The sequence below is a fragment of the Arthrobacter sp. Y3223166 genome (assembly GCF_059090935.1).
In genome coordinates this window covers 21,217-41,290 of the sequence record NZ_JBNHGE010000013.1, presented here as the reverse complement: position 1 = coordinate 41,290, position 20,074 = coordinate 21,217, and the positions used below count along the sequence as shown (strand labels likewise).

Below are 20,074 nucleotides of genomic sequence, written 5' to 3'. Positions count from 1 at the left end.
CCCGCGCAGGGCCCCGCTCGCTCCGGAACGGGCGTGCCCCCAACCCGTTCAGGCTGAGGCCGTAGCCAGCCTTTCCAAGACCTGGCGGGCCGTGGCGCCGTCCTTGGTACTCCAGAAGGGCGGCAGGGCGCTGCGGAGGAAACTCCCGTAGCGCGCCGTCGCCAGCCGGGAGTCCAACACGGCCACCACTCCACGGTCGTTTGACGCGCGGATCAGCCTGCCGGCTCCCTGGGCCAGCCGCACGGCCGCATGGGTCGCCGAGACCGTCATGAAACCGTTTCCCCCGGACTGCGCCACGGACCGGGTTCGGGCAGTCGTGAGCGGGTCATCCGGCCGGGGGAACGGAATCCGGTCGATGACCACGAGCCGGCACGCGGAACCGGGAACGTCGACGCCCTGCCAGAGCGTCATGGTGCCGAACAGGCAGGTGTCGGGCTCTTCGGCGAATTGGCGGACCAGCGCGCCCATCGACGATTCGCCCTGGCACAGGATGGTCAGGTCGGTGCGCCCGCGCAACTCGGCCGCGGCTTCTTCTGCCGCACGCCGCGAGGAGAACAGGCCCAGGGCGCCGCCGCGCGAGGCCAGCAGCAGCTCCTCGAGTTCATCGAGCTGTTCCGGGCTGGTGCCCCGGCCCGGCTTCGGCAGATGCGACGCCACGTAGAGCACGCCCTGCCTGGGGTAATCGAAGGGGCTGCCCACGTCCACGCTGGAATAGGCGGGCGCGCCGGCTCCGAGCAGTCCGAGCGACCCGGCGACGGCATCGAAGGTCCCCCCGACCGACAACGTCGCCGATGTCAGCACAACGGTATGGTCGTCGAACAAGCCCTCACGCAGCCGGGACGCCACCGAGAGCGGCGCTATGTTCAACGTTGCCGGCTGGTCGTCATTGGCGGCGTAGTCGCCGGCCTCGCCATAGGTGCTGGGACGGGTCGCCCAGATGACCTCCCGGGAGTCCGGAGCGGACAGCAGCCGTTCGGCCAGTTCCAGCACGGCCGCGAGCCGTGAGCGCGCCATCTGCCGTCCGCCGTCCGCTGCCCCCGCACCCTCGGGCTTCGAGTCGGAGAGCGCCGCGCGGGCCGCTTCCCGTACCTGCGCGAGAACCAGCTCATGCTCCTCGCGTAGGCCGGCCGCCAGCAGGCCGGTGGGCACCGACTGCAGGACGTCCTCCAGCGCATCGGCGGCGGAGTTCAAAGGCTCCACGCTGATCCCCGTGTGTTTGCGTGCCGTCGAGGCGGCGGTACGCACCATGGCGGCGGAGAGTTGCCCCGCGACGGCGCTGGTGACGCGGTCCTGCAGCTCATGGGCCTCGTCGATGACCACCACGTCATAGTCCGGGAGTACCGCGACGCCCTCGAAGGCGTTGATGGCCAGCATGGCATGGTTCGTGATCACGATGTCTGCCTCCGCCGCGCGGCCCCGTGCCAGTTCGCTGAAGCACTCGGCGGCCAGGGGACACTTCTGGGCGCCCAGGCACTCCATGGAGCCGACGGAGACCTGCCGCCAGGCCCGATCGCTGACACCGGGCACCAGTTCATCCCGATCCCCGGTTTCGGTCTCGTGCGCCCACTCGCGCAGGCGCACGACTTCCTTGCCCAGCGCGCCCGAGGCGCCGGAAGCCGACGCTGCGCCGGCCGGAGAAGGATGCGGCACCGCGTCCTCGCCGAGGCTGAACAGCGCCGCCGGCGCGTCCTCGTCCGGAAAGCCGCCCGCGAGCTTGTGCAGGCAGAGGTAATTGTTCCTGCCCTTGAGCAAAGCGACGTCCAGCGGCCTGGGCAGCTCGTCGGCGACGGCCTCCAACAGCCGGGGCAGGTCCCGCTTGACGATCTGCGATTGCAGCGCCAACGTTGCCGTGGAGACGATCGCCGGCTTCTCCCCCTCCAGCGCCTGGACCATGAGCGGCACTAAGTAGGCCAGCGACTTGCCGGTGCCTGTGCCCGCCTGCACCAGCAGGTGTTGCCGGCGCTCGAAGGCCTCGGCTACTTTCGCCGCCATCTCGTGCTGGCCGGCACGGTGCTGCCCGCCCATCTCCTGTACGGCGACGTCAAGCAGCCGCAGCGCCTCACCGGCGGGAACCTGGAGGTCAGTCATGCCGGAGGAACTGTTCCAGCTCCGATGCCAGGCCCTCGCGCACCATCACGTCGAGCCGCGTGCCGTCCCCGCCATGCTCCATGGAGAGGATCTCGGCGTCTTCATTGTGCAGGCGGCTAATCACTTCGCCGCGGTCGTAGGGCACCAGCAGCTGCAGCTTCACACTGGGCCGCGGGATTGTCTCGCTGACGAGCCGAAGCAGCTCATCGATGCCCTGCCCGGTCCGCGCCGAAACCACGACGTGCCGCGGTTCACGCTGGCGCAGTCGCTCGACCACGAACGGATCGGCGGCATCGGCCTTGTTCAAGACGACGATTTCCGGAATGTGCCGTGCTTCGATTTCGGTCAGCACCTCGCGCACCGCGGCGATCTGGCCCTCCGGGTCGGGATGCGAGACGTCGACGACGTGCAGGATGACGTCGGCGTCGGCAACCTCCTCCAGGGTGGAGCGGAAGGCTTCCACCAGCTGCGTCGGCAACGACCGGACGAACCCTACCGTGTCGGCGAGCGTGTAACCGATACCGTCCGGTGTTTCCGCCCGGCGGACGGTCGGATCCAAGGTGGCGAAGAGCGCGTTCTCGACCAGCACACCCGCATCGGTCAGGCGGTTGAGCAGCGACGACTTGCCGGCATTGGTGTAGCCGGCGATTGCCACCGACGGCACGGCATTGCGGCGGCGGTTGGCGCGCTTGGTTTCCCGTGCGGGCTTCATGGCGGTGATCTCCCGGCGCAGCTTCGCCATCCGGGTACGGATGCGCCGGCGGTCCAGCTCGATCTTCGTCTCACCGGGCCCGCGGGAACCAATGCCGCCGCCGGCCGCCCCCACCCGGCCGCCGGCCTGCCGGGACATGGACTCGCCCCAGCCTCGGAGCCTGGGCAGCAGATACTCAAGCTGGGCCAGCTCTACCTGGGCCTTGCCTTCGCGGCTCTTGGCATGCTGCGCGAAAATGTCCAGGATGAGCGCGGTGCGGTCAATGACCTTGACCTTCACGATGTCTTCCAAACCGCGGCGCTGCGACGGCGACAGCTCGCCGTCGACAATGACAGTGTCGGCGCCGGTGGACATCACAATGTCGCGCAGTTCCTGGGCCTTGCCGGAGCCCAGGAAAGTCCCCGGATCCGGCTTCAACCGGCGCTGGACAATACCGTCCAGCACCTCGGAGCCGGCTGTCTCGGCCAGCGCTGCCAGCTCCCGCAAGGAATTGTCGGCGTCGTCGGCCGTGCCTTCGGTCCAGAGACCGGCGAGGACAACGCGCTCCAGGCGCAGCTGCCGGTACTCAACCTCGGTGACGTCCTCAAGCTCGGTGGACAGGCCGGCTACGCGCCGCAGGGCGCGGCGTTCCGCGAGGTCCTGCTGGTCGCCGTCGAATTCGGAATGCTCGGCATCAAGTTCGGAGAGTGCCTGGGCTCTGCCGCCGACGCCCTGTTTGCCTCGCGCCGCGGTGTCGCGGGCCAGGATTCGGTCGATGACCGCCTGGATCTCGTCAGGCGTCATTTCCGGTTCCGGTGTCGGCTGGGGGTTGTTGGTGGTCATGCTCTCCTTCGAAATGTCCGTGGTCTTATCGTAGTCCTCCGGGATGCGGCCGGCAGAGCCCGAAGATGCAGTTTGTGGATGATTCGCCAAAAGTCCTCCTGGCATGGGCCCGGGCGCTGCCGGGCGGGAAAGGCGGGGCTGCCGCCCGGCCGGGCGGCAGGGCAAGCAGCGGGTGCCGGGGACCGCCGCAGCCCTTGCGGCGGCTGCGGCACCGGATCAGAAGGGACTCGAGTGAGCCTTCGGGAACGGTGATTGCCCGGCGGCCGGGGAGGTCAAGGCCTCAACCATCGGCACGCGCTGTCCGGCTACGAGCGGGGACAGCAGGTTACGGCGCAATCACAGGTTTTTCATGCCTCCCACGGTATCAGAGCGGACGTTGCTTAGGTGGGCCTAGATACCGATTCCGCGGTCGGCGCACTAATCTGGCCGATTATGGGAACAGAGCACTACTTCAGCGCGCAACCAGGCAATCCCGAGGTTCGCCGCACCCTCGCCGTCGAGCTGGATGGCCGCATGCGGCAGCTGCAAACAGCTGGAGGCATCTTCAGTCCGGACGGCCTCGACAAGGGCACGGCGGTGCTTTTGGACGAGGTCCCTCCGCCTGCTCCGGAAGGCAACCTGCTCGACGTCGGCTGCGGGTGGGGACCGCTCGCGCTCACCATGGGGCTGAAGTCCCCCGATGCCACGGTGCTGGCCGTGGATGTCAATGAACGCAGCATCGCCCTGACCAACGACAACGCCGCGTCGCTGGGGCTGGCCAACGTCCGTGCCTGCCGCCCGGAAGACGTTGACCCGGCCCTGCAGTTCCACACCATCTGGTCCAATCCTCCGATTCGGATCGGCAAGAGCGAGCTTCACGCACTGTTGCTGATGTGGCTGCCCCGCCTCGCACCCGGGGGCACCGCCTGGCTGGTCGTCCAGAAGAACCTGGGATCGGACTCGCTGCAACGCTGGCTCGCGGCCGAACTGCCGTCGGATTTCGCGGTCAGCCGGGAAAGCACCGCAAAGACGTTCCGGGTGCTCTGCATACGGCGGGCCGGCTGAGCCGCTTCGGTCAGGCCACCACGCCTCGGGACACGAGCACGGCGGGGCCGCTCAGCTCCACATGTTCCCGCCCGTCGGCCGCAGGGATGAACCGGACCCGGACAACGCCGCCCGGCACGCCGACCTGCCAGTCGTCGGGTGCGCCCGCACCCGCCCAGTAGCGGATGGCGGCGGCGGCAGCGCAGGCGCCGGTCCCGCAGGACTGGGTCTCCCCCACCCCGCGCTCGTGCACGCGCATGCTGATGTGCCCGGCGCCGTCGGCGACGAGGGGCTCCGCCGGCACGACAAACTCAACATTCGTTCCGTTCTCCGGGACCGGGTCTACCGCCGGCGCGTGGAACAACTCGGTGGCGGCCAGTTCTTCGAGCCCGGCGAGGGCGACCACTGTGTGCGGGTTCCCCAGACTCACCGACAGTGCCGGCCGCGGCACCTGGAGGCCGCCTGCGGTGACCGTCGAATCCATCGCCCTGGCGGCAGCCTCCGCCGGATAGATGAACTCCCACGGCCCCATGTCCACGGCGTAGCCGTTGGCGGACCGGCTGACCGTTTTGGTTCCCGCCCGGGTCCCGATGGTCAGCGACTCACCGGCCGGCAGCTGGACGAGTCCTTCGGCGAGCAGAAAATGCACGAAGACGCGGACCCCGTTGCCGCACATTTCCGAGGTCGAGCCGTCGGCGTTGTAGTAGTCCATGAACCACTCGGCCTCCGGCGCGCTCTCCAGCAGCTCGCGGCCCTCGGGCAGGTGCCGGGACCGGACCGCACGGATGAGCCCGTCGGCGCCGATGCCGAGGTGGCGGTGGCAGAGGCCGGCGACCGCCTCGGCCCCGAGGCGCTTGGCCCCGTCGGGATCGGCAATGAGCACAAAGTCGTTGCCGGTGCCGTGTCCCTTGGCAAAGGGCAGCCCGGCAAGGGCCGACAGATGATCAGGCATGGGGTTGTTCACGGCTCAAGCTTAGCGATGAGCGCTGCCGCCTTGTCCGCCGCCAGCGGATCCTCCCAGTCCAGCCAGTGAATCCTCGGATCGGCGCGGAACCAGGTCAGCTGGCGCCTGGCGAACTTGCGGGTGGCGGCGATGGTGTCCTCGGCGGCCTCGTCCCGGGTCCATTCACCGTCGACCACCTTCAGGAACTGGGCGTAGCCGAGCGCGCGCGAGGCAGTCCGGCCTTGGCGCAGGCCCTGCCGGTCCAGTGCCGCGACTTCCTCCAGCAGCCCGCGTTCCACCATCGTATGGACGCGGCCGGCCAGGCGGTGCTTGAGCCGCTCGCGGTCCACCCGGAGGCCGATCTGAACGGTCGGGCGGACATACTCCCGCTCCGGCATGTAGGAGCTGAACGGACGCCCGGTCAGTTGCCGCACTTCCAGCGCCCGGATAACCCGGCGGGCGTCGGCCAGCCGCCCGGCGGACACCGGGTCGACCTGCCGCAACCGCTCCCGCATCGCTGCGAGGCCGAGGCTTTCCAGCTCCTCTTCGAGGCCGCGGCGCAGGGCCGGATCGGTACCCGGAAACTCGATCGCATCCAGGGCGGCCCGTACATACAGTCCGGAACCACCGACGAGGATGGCCCGGCGCCCCCGCCCGTGCACGGCGTCGATCGCTTCCCTGGCCTGGTGTTGGTAGGCAGAGACACTCGCCTCTTCCGTCACGTCGAGGATGTCCAGCAGGTGGTGCTCGATTCCTTGCCGCTCGGCCGGATCGATTTTGGCCGTGCCGATGTCCATGCCGCGGTAAAACTGCATGGCGTCGGCGTTGATCACTTCCCCGCCCAGCCGCCGGGCCAGCGCGACGGCGAGATCCGATTTTCCGGAGCCGGTGGGACCGACGACGGCGATGACCGCCGGGCCGCGCGGCGCTTGGGGGTGGACCGGCATCGCCGTCAGGCGGTTCGGCCCGGCAGCGCGGGCATGCCCAGCGACACCTGGGACGGCTTGCCCGCGGCGGCCGGTACCGCACAGGAATCCGCCTGGGAGCGGTCCCACGCGTCCCCGGCGCGCGAGCGGCGCAGCTGGTAGTCCGCTTCGGATGCCGGGTCGGCGATCAGGTGGAACGGTGCCGCCTCGGTGACGGTCACCGTGACCAGATCGCCGGGCCGCGGCGCCGGCGCACCCGCGGGCACGGAAAAGTGCACCAGCCGCTGATCCCGGGCCCGCCCGGAGAGCCGGTGGGTCGCTTCCGCCTTGCGTCCCTGCTGCGCGGTCACCATGACCTCGAGCCGGCTGCCCAATTGTTTGGCGTTCTCTTCGGCGGCAATCCGGTCCTGCAGGGCAATCAGGCGCTCGTAGCGTTCCTGCACCACGGCCTTGGGCAGCTGGTCCGGCAGTTCCGCGGCCGGCGTGCCGGGCCGCTTGGAGTACTGGAAGGTGAAGGCACTGGCGAAGCGGGCCCGTTCCACCACCTCCAGCGTGGCTTGGAAGTCCTCCTCCGTCTCCCCGGGAAATCCGACGATGATGTCGGTGGAGATGGCCGCGTGCGGAATCCGTTCCCGGACCTTCTCGAGGATGCCGAGGAATTTCGTGGACCGGTAGGACCGGCGCATGTCCTTCAGGACCTTGTCCGACCCGGACTGCAGCGGCATGTGCAGCTGCGGCATGACGTTGGGTGTTTCGGCCATGGCCTCGATGACGTCATCGGTAAACGCCGCCGGGTGCGGGCTGGTGAACCGGACCCGTTCGAGGCCGTTAATGCTGCCGCAGGCCCGCAGCAGCTTCGCGAAGGCGCCGCGGTCGCCGAATTCAACGCCGTAGGAGTTCACGTTCTGCCCCAGCAGGGTGACCTCGATGGCGCCGTCGTCGACCAGGGCCTGGACCTCCGCCAGGATGTCCCCCGGCCGGCGGTCGCGTTCCTTGCCGCGCAGCGAGGGCACGATGCAGAACGTGCAGGTGTTGTTGCAGCCGACCGAGATGGAAACCCACCCGGAGTACACCGCGTCGCGCTTGGTGGGCAGCGTCGAGGGGAAGACATCGAGCGACTCGAGGATTTCCAGCTGCGCCTCGTTGTTGTGCCGGGCACGTTCCAGCAGGGCGGGAAGCGAACCCACGTTGTGGGTGCCGAACACGACGTCGACCCAGGGCGCCTTCCGGAGGATCGTCTCCCGGTCCTTCTGCGCCAGGCAGCCGCCGACGGCGATCTGCATGCCGGGGTTGCGTTCCTTCACGGGGGCGAGCTGGCCAAGGTTGCCGTACAGCTTGTTGTCGGCGTTCTCCCGCACCGCACAGGTATTGAACACCACGACGTCGGCCTGCCCGCCTTGGGACTCGACCATGCCGGCCGCCTCGAGGAGCCCGGCAAGCCGCTCGGAATCGTGTACGTTCATCTGGCAGCCGAACGTGCGCACTTGGTAGGTGCGGGCTTCGTGCTGCGTCTCGATGGGCGGGGCTGGGGCAGTCAAACTCACCTTACAAGGGTACGGCCTGCGGCGGGACCGGCCACAATTCGCACGGCCGGCAAATCAGTACCAGTTATTGGCCAGCTGGAAGTCCAGGGCCAGGCACGGCGAACCGTACCGGGACTCGATGTAATCCAGGCCGCGGTCGAGCCGGATCCGGAAAACATACCCGCCGTCGGTCGATTTCTCAACGCTGGCGTTGCCTTCCGACTCCTGGTTCCAGAGTTCTTCGAGGCAGGCCAATTCCCCGGCACCCCAGCCGGGGACCGGGCTTGCTGCTCCGGTGTGGGTGTCGGCTGGCTCCGGGGCGTTCGCGGGCGCCTCGGCAGGAGCCGAGGAGCCGCCCTGGTCTGCCGCCGCGCCGGCCGCCGGTGCCTGTTCTTCGGCCGCGCCGGCTGCGGCCTGCTGATCACTTGCCCCCGGTGCGGTTTGCTCTTCGGCCGTGCGTCCGGCAGCTGCCTTACCGGCTGGGTCTGTCGCCGCGCCCTCCCGTGCCGCGCCCGCCTGCGCTCCGGCGTCGCCGTGTTGCCCCGGATCCGTCGGGCCGGAGGCTTCCTTCTCCGCGGGCTCTGCCGCAGGGGTTTCGGGCGCCGGTGCGGCGGCAGTTTCCTTTTCTTCCGTGCGCGCCTCCGGAGCCCGGGCGGCCTTCGGAGCGGTTGCGTCGGTGGACGCTTCCTCCGTTTGCTGCCGCTGGGCCGCACGCGCCAACGGCCGCTGCCCCTCGTCCGGGTCGCTCCACCCCATCAGCTGCTTCACCGGGGCTGCGATGAATCCCACCGCTGCGGACGGGCTATGGCCGTTGTGGAGGGCGCCCGCTGCCCCGGTTGCGCCGAGGGCGGCCACAGAGCCGAGAGTCAACCCCGCCGCGATCCGGAGGCGGCGCCGCCTGCGGTTGATCCTGCGTAGCTGGGTGGATTTGCGTCGTTGATTCTGCGAGGGGCTCACAGTCGCACAATGATACCGACCAAACCGCGGAAAGTCTCAATTGCATAACGGAGCCGCTTAGAACTCGGGGTTGGCGGCGGTGCCGAGTTCCTCGTCGGCGACCCGGTAGGCCAGCGAGGGCGGATAGCCCTTCCGGGCCAGCATCGAAACCAACCGCCGCAGATGCTTATCCCTGGCCGACCTGTCGTTCAGTTCCCAGTCGGGACGGATCTTGCGGCGAACGAGTCCCCGCGCGGCTTCCAGCTCGTCGTCGGGCGATAGCTGGTCAAGTGCCTGCTCGGCGATGTCGCCGGAAATGCCCTTCTCCCCGAGTTCCCGCTTGAGGGCAGCGCGCGCCAAGGAGCGGGTCTGGGAGCGGCTGCGCACCCACATTTCGGCGAACCCGGCGTCGTCAATGAGATTGACCTCTTCGAATCGGTCGAGCACCGCCTCGGCGACGTCGTCCGGGACGCCGCGCTCAGCCAGCTTTGCGGCCAGCTGCGCGCGGCTTTTCGGGGACCGTGTCAGCGCGCCCAGCACAATCGAGCGTGCCACCGCATGAGGATCCGCCTCGGGCGCCAGGTCGGCCGGACTGCCCGGCGTTGGCCCGGCGGCCGGACCGTGCCTGCGGGCCACCTAGAATCCGTCGACTGCCTTGAGCTTCGGTCCGCCTTCTTCTCCGCTGTCCGGAACGGGGTCGATCCCGAGCTTCTGCCGGATTTTGCGCTCCAGCTCATCGGCCAGGTCCGGGTTGTCGATCAGGAACTTGCGGGCGTTTTCCTTGCCTTGGCCCAGCTGGTCGCCGTCGTAGGTGAACCAGGCGCCCGACTTCTTGACCAGCGCATGTTCCACGCCCATGTCGATCAGGCCGCCCTCGCGGGAAATGCCGTGACCGTACAGAATGTCGAACTCGGCCTGCTTGAAGGGCGGAGCCATCTTGTTCTTGACGATCTTGGCGCGGGTACGGTTGCCCACCGGGTTGGCGCCGTCTTTCAGGGTCTCGATGCGGCGCACGTCGATGCGCACGGAGGCATAGAACTTCAGCGCCTTACCGCCGGTGGTGGTCTCCGGGCTGCCGAAGAACACGCCGATCTTTTCGCGCAGCTGGTTGATGAAGATGGCCGTGGTCTTGGACTGGTTGAGCCGCCCGGTGATCTTTCGCAGGGCCTGGCTCATGAGGCGCGCCTGGAGGCCCACGTGGCTGTCGCCCATTTCGCCCTCGATCTCCGCGCGGGGCACGAGGGCTGCGACGGAGTCGATCACGATGATGTCCAGCGAGCCGGAGCCGATCAGCATGTCCATGATTTCCAGGGCCTGCTCGCCGGTATCCGGCTGCGACACCAGCAGGGCGTCGGTGTCCACCCCGAGCTTCTTGGCGTATTCCGGGTCCAGCGCGTGCTCGGCGTCGATGAAGGCTGCGATGCCGCCGTTGCGCTGGGCGCTGGCCACGGCATGGAGCGCCACGGTGGTCTTGCCGGAAGATTCCGGACCGTAGATTTCCACCACGCGGCCCCGCGGCAGGCCGCCGATCCCCAGGGCAGCGTCCAAGGCGATCGAGCTGGTGGAGATCGTTTCGATCGGGGCGCGCGTGTCGTCGCCGAGCCGCATCACCGACCCCTTGCCGAACTGCTTGTCGATCTGCGCCAGCGCAGCTTCCAGTGCCTTCTCGCGGTCAGCTGGTGCGGCCATTGTTCACCTCAGTCTCTTGCGGCCCTCGGGCCATTTTTTGTCTTGACGTCTTCCGACCGTAACCGCCGGTTCGGACAAAATGGGATCGGCAGCGGAGCGTGTGGATGATCCGTCCACTCGGGGGTCTGTGTAGAAGCTTAGCGGGATCCGAACACACTTTCGAACATATCGGCGTTGGGCGCGGCGTGTCTGTTCAGCCGCGCGGCTCGCGGTCCTTGCCCCAGCGCCGCTCGGGCGGAACGTCCTGGACATCGCAGAGGGCCAGCCACACGGTTTTGGGCGGGATTCCCGCGGCCAGCGCTTCGGCCGCGGTACGGCCCCCGAGTTGACCCAGCACCAGGTCGGCAGCCAGGACATGCGAGTATGCGGGACCGAATTCATCGTCCATCAACCGCCAGAAGTCACTGGTTCGCACGCGTCCATCTTCTCACGTGTCCGTCCGGCCTCAACCGGGCCGGACGGAGATTCGGCGCCGTCGGAATATGGGTACGGCGCGTCAGGCCGCCGTTGCCCTGCGTGTGCATGCTGCTCATTACAATGAGCCCATGACAGACCACGCCACAGGCAGCGCAGATGCAGGGTTCGATGCGGCCATCGAAGCACTGGAACGGCAGCTGAGCCTGCTCTGGCGCCGGGCCAGGGCGAATTCGCACCGGGTGGCACGAAACGTCCACCCGGACATGGAACCTGCCGCTTACGGACTGCTGTTGATCCTGCAGCGGGAGCGCTCCATGCGCCTGACCGAACTGGCGGCCGCCATCGGGGTGGGCAAACCCTCCGTGAGCCGCCAGATCGCCATGCTGGAGCAGTTGGGACTGGTTGGCAAGGAGGCTGATCCACTGGACGGACGGGCCCAATCCATCACCTTGACTCCGGCCGGGCTGGAAAAGCTGGCCGAGGCACAGGCCGCCCGCAAAGTCGCCTTCCACGAGCGGCTTGGCGACTGGTCCGTCGAGGACCTGTCCACGCTGGGACAACTGCTGGACCGGCTGAACGCTTCGTACGCCAACGAGCCGCCCGTCCACTAGCGGCACAACCTCCGGGACGAGAGGCGCGGCGTGGCACCGGCGGGCACAACAAAAACCGGCCGGTCCGCCACGGGGCGGAACCGGCCGGTTCAGGTTTTCGGGTCAGTAGCGGGCGGAAGCCAGCCCGCGCAGCTCGTCGGGCAGCTCGTCGGGAATGGCCCCGACAAACTCCCGGGACAGTTCCTGCGGAACGGTGTCGGGAATGACGACGCCCTCGGCGTCCGCGACCCGGTCGCTGACTTCGCGGAGCATGTGCGACAGGGGAACGTCCAGGGCAGAGCAGATCGAGGACAGGAGTTCCGACGATGCTTCCTTCTGGCCGCGTTCGACTTCGCTCAGGTATCCGAGGGAGACGCGGGCGCTGTGCGACACTTCTCGAAGGGTGCGTCCCTGACGCTGCCGGACATCGCGGAGGACGTCGCCAATCTCGTGTCGTAGCACCACCATCTTGCGCTCCTTCTGCTCCGTACGCGGTTCTTCGGCCAATCCCACATCACGCCAACGGACTACACCGTTTACGGACACGGGCTGCTTTACCATCTGTATCGCCTTGCTCCCTCATGAGGTATGCGGCTTGCGCCGCTGTCTTCCAAGCCTAGGCCAACAACGTAACAGTTGCTGACACCCTTTGATAACTACTGAATCAAAGTTTTTGTTCCCGGGCCCGAATCTCCGGTGCCGGCGGGACCGGGAGCGGCGTCGATCGCGAGGCCCAGTTGTTCGATGGCCGCGTCACACGCCAGCCGCCGGATGCGGGCGCGGTCCCCCTCGAAACGGTATCCGACGGCGCGCGTGCCCTCCGGAGAGGCTACGCCGATCCACACGGTTCCCACGTCCCGTCCCCCGTGCGGTTCCGGTCCCGCCACCCCGGTCGTGGATACCGCGATGTCAGCCTGCAACACGCGCCTGGCGCCGTCGGCCATCTGGCAGGCGACCGCTTCCGTGACCGCGCCCTCGCGCTCGAGCAGGCCCGCGTCGACGCCGAGCACCGCCGTCTTGATCCGGCTCTGGTAGGACACCACGCCGCCGCGGAGCGCGCCCGAAGCTCCCGGAACGGTGGCCAGTTCCGCCGCCACCATTCCCGCCGTCAGTGATTCGGCCGTGGCCAAGGTCACCTTCCGGGCGATGGCGGCCCCTACGACCACGGATGCGGACGTGCTCACGGCCGGCCCTGCGGCTTCGCGAGGGCGGCACGGCGCAGCGCCACTGCCTTGACCACGTAGTCGATGCCTGTTGCGACGGTGACGACGACGGCGACCGCCATGACGGCAAAGGCGACCCAGACGGCCCAGGATCCGAGCCACGCCTCCAGCGGCAGGAGGTACAGGAAGATCGCCAGGGTTTGCAGCACGGTCTTCAACTTGCCGCCGCGCGAGGCCGGCATGACGCCGTAGCGGATGACAACGAAACGCAGCAGGGTGATGCCCAGCTCCCGGACCAGGATGACGACGGTGATCCACCACGGCAGGTCGCCCAGCACCGACAGGAGGATCAGGGCCGCACCGATCAGGAGTTTGTCGGCGATCGGGTCGGCTATCTTGCCGAAGTTGGTGATCAGGCCCCGGGACCGCGCCAGGTCGCCGTCAAGCTTGTCGGTGTAGATCGCGACGGCAAACACCGCCACGGCCAGCCAGCGGAACACCTGCCCTGCTCCGGCGTCGGCCAGCAGGAACCAGATGAAAAACGGGACCAGCAGGATCCGCACGGTGGTGAGGACGTTGGCGATATTGAGCAGGGGCACGGGGCGGGACACTGAATCAGTCACGGTTTCAAGGCTACCCGCCCGCCGTGGCCCTTCGGCCGCCGCCGGCGGGCACGCGACACCCGCCTCAGCGCCCGGTCAGGCTCCAGGCGTCCTCGGACCCTGAATCGTCGTCGTCGTAGTAGTCCTCCGCCTGCGGCCGGGAGTCCAGGTCTTCGGCGACCAGGTCACGCGGGCCCTCGAAGCCGTGGTTCGCGTTGGCGTTCTCCGCCAGCGCCTCCGTCAGCGGATCGGCCTCGCCCGCCGCGGCCGGGGCGGCCGCCGGCGGCTCATCGCCACGGATGGCGGCAAGCGTCGCGGCCAGGTCGTCCGGCTTGACCAGCACGTCGCGTGCCTTCGAGCCCTCGGACGGGCCGACCACGCCCCTGGACTCCAGCAGGTCCATCAGGCGGCCGGCCTTGGCGAAGCCCACGCGCAGCTTCCGCTGCAGCATCGACGTCGAGCCGAACTGCGTGGTGACCACGAGTTCGGTCGCCTGCAGCAACACGTCCAGGTCGTCACCGATGTCGTCGTCGATCTGCTTCTTCGGCGCCTCGACGGCGACGTCGTCCCGGTAGACGGCCTGCAGCTGTCCCTTGACGTGTTCCACGACCTTGTGGATTTCCGATTCGGAGACCCAGGCGCCCTGGACGCGGATGGGCTTGTTGGCGCCCATCGGCAGGAACAAGGCGTCGCCCTGGCCGATGAGCTTCTCCGCGCCGGGCTGGTCGAGCACCACGCGGGAGTCGGTCACCGACGAGGTGGCGAACGCCATCCGTGACGGCACGTTGGCCTTGATCAGGCCGGTCACCACGTCCACCGACGGCCGCTGCGTGGCCAGCACCAGGTGGATGCCGGCGGCGCGGGCGAGCTGCGTGATACGGACGATGGAGTCCTCGACGTCCCGCGGGGCGACCATCATCAGGTCGGCGAGCTCGTCCACGATCACCAGCAGATACGGGTAGGGCTTGATCACGCGCTTGGACCCGGCCGGCGGCACAACCTTCCCGTTGCGCACGGCCTTGTTGAAATCATCGATGTGCTTGTAGCCGAAGTTGGCGAGGTCGTCGTAGCGGGTGTCCATCTCCCGAACCACCCACTGCAGCGCCTCGGCCGCCTTCTTCGGATTGGTGATGATCGGCGTGATCAGGTGCGGCACGCCCTCGTACGCGGTCAGTTCCACGCGCTTGGGGTCCACCATGACCATCCGCACCTCGTCCGGCGTCGAGCGCATCAGAATGGAGGTGATCATCGAGTTCACGAACGAAGACTTGCCCGCGCCGGTAGCGCCGGCGACGAGCAGGTGCGGCATCTTGGCCAGGTTGGCCAGCACGAAGCCGCCCTCCACGTCCTTGCCCACGCCCATGACCATTGGGTGCTCGGTCTTGCGGGCGTTGTTGGACCTGAGCACGTCGCCCAGGGAGACCGTTTCGCGGTCGGTATTCGGGATCTCGATGCCGATGGCCGATTTGCCGGGGATCGGCGAGAGGATGCGCACGTCCGAACTGGCCACGGCGTAGGAGATGTTCTTGGACAGCGCGGTGACACGTTCGACCTTGGTGCCCGGCGCCAGCTCGATTTCGTAGCGGGTCACCGTGGGACCGCGGGAGAAGCCGGTGACCTTCGCGTCCACCTTGAACTGGTCCAGCGTCTCGGTCAGCGCCTTGACGACGGCGTCGTTGGCCTCCGAGCGTTCCTTCGAGGGCGGGCCCGGCGGGAGGAAATCCGAGGGCGGCAGGGTGTAGGCGACGTCGCCGGCCAGCTGCAACTGCTCGGTGCGCTGCGGGATCGGGGTGGTCGGCGGCTGCGGCTGGACCGGGGTGGACGGGACGATGGGGGCCGCTGCCGCCGGCGCGGCGGCAGGCAGCACCGGCAGCGCCTCGGTGGCGCCTTCCGGTACCAGCCCCTGGTTGCGCTTGATTTTTTCGACGGCGAGCTCGGCCTGGGTGGGCCTGCGAACTCCCGGCGGCACGGCCGGTGCCGCCTGCTCCGTTCCGGATTCTTCCTCCGGCTCCCCGGCCTCGATCACCGGTGTTTCGAACGCCTCGTCGAAGAAGAAACCCTCGTCCTCGCCGCCGTCGGTCTCTTCGGCCTTGCGCTTGCCGAAGAGCTTGCGCCGCGGCTTGGGTTCCTTGGCCGGGGCGTCGTCGGCGTAGAGGTAGCTCTGGTCATGCCCGTCGGCGGCCGGCCGGTACCCGGCTTCTGCCGACGGGTCCTGGCCCATCAGGTGTTCGTAGAGCATCCGCAGGCGCATGGGTATGTGGCGGAACGGCGTGGCGGTCACGATCAGGATGCTGGTGAAGGCCAGCAGTGCGTAGAAGGCCACCGCCAGCCAGGTGTTGACCGCTGCAAGCGGCGCGGCAAGCAGGAACCCGGCCATGCCGCCGGCCGCCCACAAGGCATCGAAGCCGTCGGCGAGGGCGGGCTGGCCGCCGATCACGTGGGCCAGCCCGGAACCGGACGCCAGCGCCAGGATAAGGCCGATGGAGATGCGGCTGTTGGCGGGAGAGTCCTCCGGGCAGCGCATCAGGCGCACGGCCATGATCACCAGCAGCACGGGCAGCACCAGCGCCATCCAGCCGAAGGTCCCGCCGGCCATGGCGTGCACGGCGTCTCCGAACCAGCCGTCGAGCGCCCACCACTCGACGGTGGCCACGCAGCCGGCCAGCAGCAGCAGGAAGAAGCCGGTGCCGTCGCGGCGCAGTGCGGGGTCGGGCCGCACATCGGGGCCCAGCTTCCGGACGCCCGCGGCCACCGGACGCGCCACGGCCATCCACAGCCCCTGGATCAGCCGGGCCAGCAGCGGCAGTTGCTCTTCCTGGGGCTGCACCTCGAGCACCTTGGTCTTGCTGGAACGCCCCGAGGAGGAGCGCGCAGTGGTGCCTGTAGCCTTACCGCGCGACTGCTGGGTGCCTTTTCGGGCAGGGGAAGTACGAGTCGCCATAGTGGCTAGGTTACCGGCTGCCCGGCGTGATCCGCGGGATTTGGCTCCGGCGGATCGGCTGCGCCGGGTGCGGGATCAGGCCTCCAGGACCACGGGAACGATCATTGGCCGGCGGCGGTGCCGTTTGTTCACCCACGTGCCGATCACCCGGCGCACGACCTGCTGCAGCTGGTAGGTCGTGTGGTCCATGTTGGTGACCACGGCTTCTTCGAGGGCGGCGATGATCCTGGGTTTGATGTCGTCGAACACCGAATCGTCCTCGGCGAACCCGCGCGCATGGATTTCGGGACCGGAGACGATCTGGCCGGTGCTGCGGTTGACCACGGTGATGACGGAGATGAAGCCCTCCTCGCCCAGGATCCGGCGGTCCTTGAGGTCGGCGTCGGTGATTTCACCGATGCTGGATCCGTCCACATACACGTAGCCGCATTCGATCTGGCCGACAATCCGGGCCGTGCCGTCCTTCAGGTCGATCACCGATCCGTCGTCCGCGAGCAGCACGTTCCCGGCGGGCACGCCGGTTTGCTCGGCCAGCCGCCCGTTTGCAATCAGGTGGCGGGTCTCGCCGTGCACCGGGAGGGCGTTTTTGGGCCGCAGGATGTTGTAGCAGTACAGCAGTTCCCCGGCCGCGGCGTGGCCGGACACATGTACCTTGGCGTTGCCCTTGTGGATGACGTCGGCGCCAAGCTTGAGCAGGCCGTTGATCACCCGGAAGACGGCGTTCTCGTTGCCCGGGATCAACGACGACGCCAGGATCACCGTGTCCCCCGCGCCGACCTGCACACGGTGGTCGCCGTTGGCCATCCGCGACAGCGCCGCCATCGGCTCGCCTTGCGACCCGGTGGACATCAGCACGATCCGGTCGTCCGGGAAGTCCTCAACGTTTTTCAGGTCCACGAGGATGCCCTCGGGAACGTTCAGGTAGCCCAGTTTGGCGGCGATGCCCATGTTCCGCACCATGGAGCGGCCGACGAACGCCACATGCCGGCCGTGGGCCGCGGCGGCGTCGAGCACCTGCTGCACGCGGTGCACGTGGGACGCGAAGGAGGCGACGATGATGCGTTTTTGCACCTGCCCGAACAGGCGCTCCAGCACCGGGCCGATTTCCTTCTCGGCCGTGGTGAAGCCGGGGACGTCGGCGTTCGTGGAGTCGGCCATGAAGAGATCCACGCCCTCCTCCCCCAGCCGGGCGAACGCGCGCAGGTCCGTGATGCGTCCGTCCAGCGGCAACTGGTCCATCTTGAAGTCGCCGGTGTGCAGCACGGTGCCGGCCGCGGTGCGGATGAAGACCGCCAAGGCGTCCGGGATCGAGTGGTTGACCGCCACGAATTCGCATTCGAAGGGACCGAACTGCTCGATCTGGCCCTCCGCGACGGTGAGGGTCTGCGGTTTGATCCGGTGCTCGGCCAGCTTCGCCTCGACCAGGGCCAGGGTCAGCTGGGAACCGATCAGCGGGATGTCCTGCCGCATCCGCAGCAGGTACGGGACGGCGCCGATGTGGTCTTCGTGCCCGTGGGTCAGGACCACCCCGACGACGTCGTCGAGCCGGTCCTCGATGTACGAGAAGTCCGGCAGGATCAGGTCCACCCCCGGCTGGTGCTCTTCCGGGAACAGCACGCCGCAGTCAACCACCAGCAGCCTGGAGTCGATCTCGAAGACCGCCATGTTGCGGCCGATTTCCCCGAGCCCGCCGAGAGGAACGATCCGGAGCGTCCCCGGTTCAAGCAGCGGCGGCGTGCGCAACTGGGTGATGGTGGACTCGCTCATCGGGCGGTCAGACCCCCAGCGCCAGGCCGGCCTCGGCCAGGTCGGCGCGGACCGGCGCGAGCTCGGCCTCGGTCGGTTCCACCAGCGGGAGCCGGACCACCGAATTGGGCAGGACGCCCTGCCACTTCAAAATCTGCTTGGCGGCGACCGCACCCTGGATGTGTGTCATCACCGCCCGGATGACCGGGTCCAGTTCGAAGTGCAGCCGGCGTGCGGTGGCGAAGTCCCCCGCCAGTGCCGCATCGACGAGTTCCCGGAACTGGCGGGTGGCCACGTGCGCGGTCACGCTGACCACGCCGACCGCGCCGGCCGCCATCAGCGGCAGGGTCAGGCCGTCGTCGCCGGCGTAGACGTCGAGGTCCGTGGCGGCCAGGACGCGGGTGGTCGCGGCGTAGTCCGCCTTGGCGTCCTTGAGCGCGACGACGAGCGGATGCTCGGCCAGCCGGATCAGGGTTTCCGTCTCGATGTTGATGCCGGCGCGGCCGGGGATGTCATAGACCATGACGGGCAGGCCGATGGCCGAAGCGATGGTCTCGATGTGGGCCTGCACGCCGGCCTGGCTCGGCTTGTTGTAGTAGGGGGCGGTGATGAGCAGTCCGTCCACGCCGGCGCTGGCGGCGCGCCGGGAGAGACTGACCGAGTGGCGGGTGTCGTTGGTGGTGGACCCGGCAATGACCTTGGCCCGTCCCCCCACAGCCTCGACGACGGCCCGGAACATGCCCTCGTTCTCGTCGTCGGTGAGCGTCGAGGTCTCGCCGGTGGTGCCGGTGACGACAAGCCCGTCGCATCCGTCCTGGACCAGCTTGTCCGCCAGTTCCGCTGCCTTCCCGTAGTCGACCTCGCCCTCCTCGGTGAAGGGGGTGACCATTGCGGTGACCATGGTGCCAAAGGGATACTCACGAACGTCAGACTCAACCATAGGGAAAACGTTACCGTGTCCGCGGGTCCTATCGGCAATGGCGTACAAGGCGCGACACAGAGCTTCACGTCACGTGCCGCGGCTCCCGCCGCCGTAGCGGCCGGGCCCGGCGGCCGGAGCAGGCGGGCATGTCAGCGGGGCGCGGGGAGGCGGCCCAGGAAACCGGTCAGCAAGGCGGTCACTTCGTCCTGGGCGGCCAGGCAGCCGGCGTGGTCCAGGCCCGGCAGCTCGGCAAAGTGTCCGTCCGGCAGCAAGGCCGCGGCCTGGCGCGACTCCGCGGCGCGCGGGTGGTCCTCGCTGCCGGCAATCAGCAGGACGGGCAACGGGATCCGCTGGACCTGGCGGGGATCGAGACCGGGCAGCTCTTCGCCGGCGCGGAAGTAGGCGGCAAGCGCCGCCGGGTCGTTGGCCAAAAAGGCCTGCCGGGTGGCCGCGTCCACCGGCACGGCCCGGCGCCCGTTCCAGCGGCGGAGGAACTCTTCCATCCCGCCCGTCTCCAGCGCGTCCAGGTAGTCGGGGAAGAAGAGCTTGCCCACCTGGCCGGCCATGCTCCGGTGGGTTCCGCCCAGCATGGTCAGCGAACGCAGGCGCTGCCGCCGGTACACCGCCATCGCGAGTCCTACCCGCGCGCCGAAGGAATAGCCGAAGTAGTTGACGCTGTCCAGCCCGCAGGCGTCCAGCACCGCTTCGACGTCGCCCATGAAACGCTCCATCGTGTAGGCGCCCACGTCGTGTGGCTTGTCGCTGCGGCCGTGCCCGCGCATGTCCAGCGAAATCACCCGGTGCCGCGGCTTGAGGGCACGCTGGTAGCCCAGCCCCCGCCAGGTGGCCTTGGACAGGGCGGTTCCATGGACCAGCAGCAGCGGCTCCCCGGTGCCGGTGTCCTCGAAGGCCAGCCGCACGCCGTCGTCCCCGTTGACGGCAAATCCCATCATGGCCGCTCCAGGGGTGCGGCAGCCGCGTTCTCCAACCTGTTCATTCCCTCACGGTATCGCGTGCCGGTCGCCGGTCTC

At 68.5% G+C, this 20,074-nt stretch carries 18 protein-coding genes; 2 read left to right on the top strand and 16 right to left on the bottom strand.

The genetic code is table 11. The features are described from left to right. Window positions 1-48: 48 nt before the first annotated feature. Complete coding sequence (locus tag AC5RUH_RS08340) at window positions 49-2,088, bottom strand: ATP-dependent DNA helicase (protein WP_494014163.1); 2,040 nt, start codon at window positions 2,086-2,088, stop codon at window positions 49-51. Next, on the bottom strand, window positions 2,081-3,622 hold the full coding sequence (hflX, locus tag AC5RUH_RS08335) for a GTPase HflX (protein WP_494014164.1): 1,542 nt from the start codon (window positions 3,620-3,622) through the stop codon (window positions 2,081-2,083). Before hflX ends, AC5RUH_RS08340 begins: the two co-directional genes overlap by 8 nt. A 432-nt stretch (window positions 3,623-4,054) precedes the next feature. On the opposite strand from hflX, the gene AC5RUH_RS08330 reads away from it, so the two are divergent. Beyond that, window positions 4,055-4,666, top strand: coding sequence for a class I SAM-dependent methyltransferase (locus tag AC5RUH_RS08330; protein WP_494014165.1), 612 nt, complete (start codon window positions 4,055-4,057; stop codon window positions 4,664-4,666). 10 nt (window positions 4,667-4,676) lie between these two features. On the opposite strand, the gene dapF is transcribed toward AC5RUH_RS08330, so the two are convergent. From dapF to AC5RUH_RS08295, 7 genes are all read right to left on the bottom strand, one after another. Next, on the bottom strand, window positions 4,677-5,597 hold the full coding sequence (gene dapF / locus AC5RUH_RS08325) for a diaminopimelate epimerase (protein WP_494014382.1): 921 nt from the start codon (window positions 5,595-5,597) through the stop codon (window positions 4,677-4,679). Between the two features lie 8 nt (window positions 5,598-5,605). Further along, the gene (gene miaA / locus AC5RUH_RS08320) at window positions 5,606-6,535 is read right to left on the bottom strand and encodes a tRNA (adenosine(37)-N6)-dimethylallyltransferase MiaA (protein WP_494014166.1); all 930 of its coding nucleotides are present in this window, start codon (window positions 6,533-6,535) and stop codon (window positions 5,606-5,608) included. 5 nt (window positions 6,536-6,540) lie between these two features. Beyond that, window positions 6,541-8,058 (bottom strand): tRNA (N6-isopentenyl adenosine(37)-C2)-methylthiotransferase MiaB, encoded by a 1,518-nt coding sequence (miaB, locus tag AC5RUH_RS08315; protein WP_494014167.1) that lies wholly within the window; start codon window positions 8,056-8,058, stop codon window positions 6,541-6,543. Window positions 8,059-8,112: 54 nt separating this feature from the next. Next, window positions 8,113-8,805 carry a hypothetical protein gene (locus tag AC5RUH_RS08310; protein WP_494128334.1) on the bottom strand — a complete coding sequence of 231 codons (693 nt, stop codon included), beginning with the start codon at window positions 8,803-8,805 and terminating at the stop codon, window positions 8,113-8,115. 246 nt (window positions 8,806-9,051) lie between these two features. Next, the gene (locus AC5RUH_RS08305; protein WP_494014169.1) at window positions 9,052-9,528 is read right to left on the bottom strand and encodes a regulatory protein RecX; all 477 of its coding nucleotides are present in this window, start codon (window positions 9,526-9,528) and stop codon (window positions 9,052-9,054) included. An 81-nt stretch (window positions 9,529-9,609) separates the two neighbouring features. Next, window positions 9,610-10,662 (bottom strand): recombinase RecA, encoded by a 1,053-nt coding sequence (gene recA / locus AC5RUH_RS08300; RefSeq protein ID WP_494002399.1) that lies wholly within the window; start codon window positions 10,660-10,662, stop codon window positions 9,610-9,612. A 193-nt stretch (window positions 10,663-10,855) separates the two neighbouring features. Further along, window positions 10,856-11,077 carry a DUF3046 domain-containing protein gene (locus tag AC5RUH_RS08295; protein WP_494002400.1) on the bottom strand — a complete coding sequence of 74 codons (222 nt, stop codon included), beginning with the start codon at window positions 11,075-11,077 and terminating at the stop codon, window positions 10,856-10,858. A gap of 130 nt (window positions 11,078-11,207) precedes the next feature. Here AC5RUH_RS08295 and AC5RUH_RS08290 point away from each other — a divergent pair, with 130 nt between their 5' ends. Further along, window positions 11,208-11,690 carry a MarR family winged helix-turn-helix transcriptional regulator gene (locus tag AC5RUH_RS08290; protein WP_493977755.1) on the top strand — a complete coding sequence of 161 codons (483 nt, stop codon included), beginning with the start codon at window positions 11,208-11,210 and terminating at the stop codon, window positions 11,688-11,690. Window positions 11,691-11,792: 102 nt separating this feature from the next. Here the strand turns inward: AC5RUH_RS08290 and AC5RUH_RS08285 are convergent, their stop codons facing one another. The 7 genes from AC5RUH_RS08285 to AC5RUH_RS08255 form a co-directional block, all read right to left on the bottom strand. After that, complete coding sequence (locus AC5RUH_RS08285) at window positions 11,793-12,230, bottom strand: helix-turn-helix domain-containing protein (RefSeq protein ID WP_493977754.1); 438 nt, start codon at window positions 12,228-12,230, stop codon at window positions 11,793-11,795. Between the two features lie 95 nt (window positions 12,231-12,325). Next, window positions 12,326-12,853, bottom strand: a complete 528-nt coding sequence (locus AC5RUH_RS08280; protein WP_494014170.1) for a CinA family protein — start codon at window positions 12,851-12,853, stop codon at window positions 12,326-12,328. After that, on the bottom strand, window positions 12,850-13,455 hold the full coding sequence (gene pgsA / locus AC5RUH_RS08275; RefSeq protein ID WP_494002402.1) for a CDP-diacylglycerol--glycerol-3-phosphate 3-phosphatidyltransferase: 606 nt from the start codon (window positions 13,453-13,455) through the stop codon (window positions 12,850-12,852). Before pgsA ends, AC5RUH_RS08280 begins: the two co-directional genes overlap by 4 nt. 64 nt (window positions 13,456-13,519) lie before the next feature. Continuing rightward, window positions 13,520-16,375, bottom strand: coding sequence for an FtsK/SpoIIIE family DNA translocase (locus tag AC5RUH_RS08270; protein WP_494014171.1), 2,856 nt, complete (start codon window positions 16,373-16,375; stop codon window positions 13,520-13,522). 75 nt (window positions 16,376-16,450) lie between these two features. Further along, the gene (locus AC5RUH_RS08265) at window positions 16,451-18,142 is read right to left on the bottom strand and encodes a ribonuclease J (RefSeq protein ID WP_494026356.1); all 1,692 of its coding nucleotides are present in this window, start codon (window positions 18,140-18,142) and stop codon (window positions 16,451-16,453) included. A 7-nt stretch (window positions 18,143-18,149) separates the two neighbouring features. Further along, window positions 18,150-19,061 carry a 4-hydroxy-tetrahydrodipicolinate synthase gene (dapA, locus tag AC5RUH_RS08260; protein WP_494023818.1) on the bottom strand — a complete coding sequence of 304 codons (912 nt, stop codon included), beginning with the start codon at window positions 19,059-19,061 and terminating at the stop codon, window positions 18,150-18,152. Window positions 19,062-19,192: 131 nt separating this feature from the next. Then, a complete protein-coding gene (locus AC5RUH_RS08255; protein WP_494128333.1) occupies window positions 19,193-19,996 on the bottom strand; it encodes an alpha/beta fold hydrolase in 804 nt (267 codons plus the stop codon). Between the last annotated feature and the right edge of the window lie 78 nt (window positions 19,997-20,074).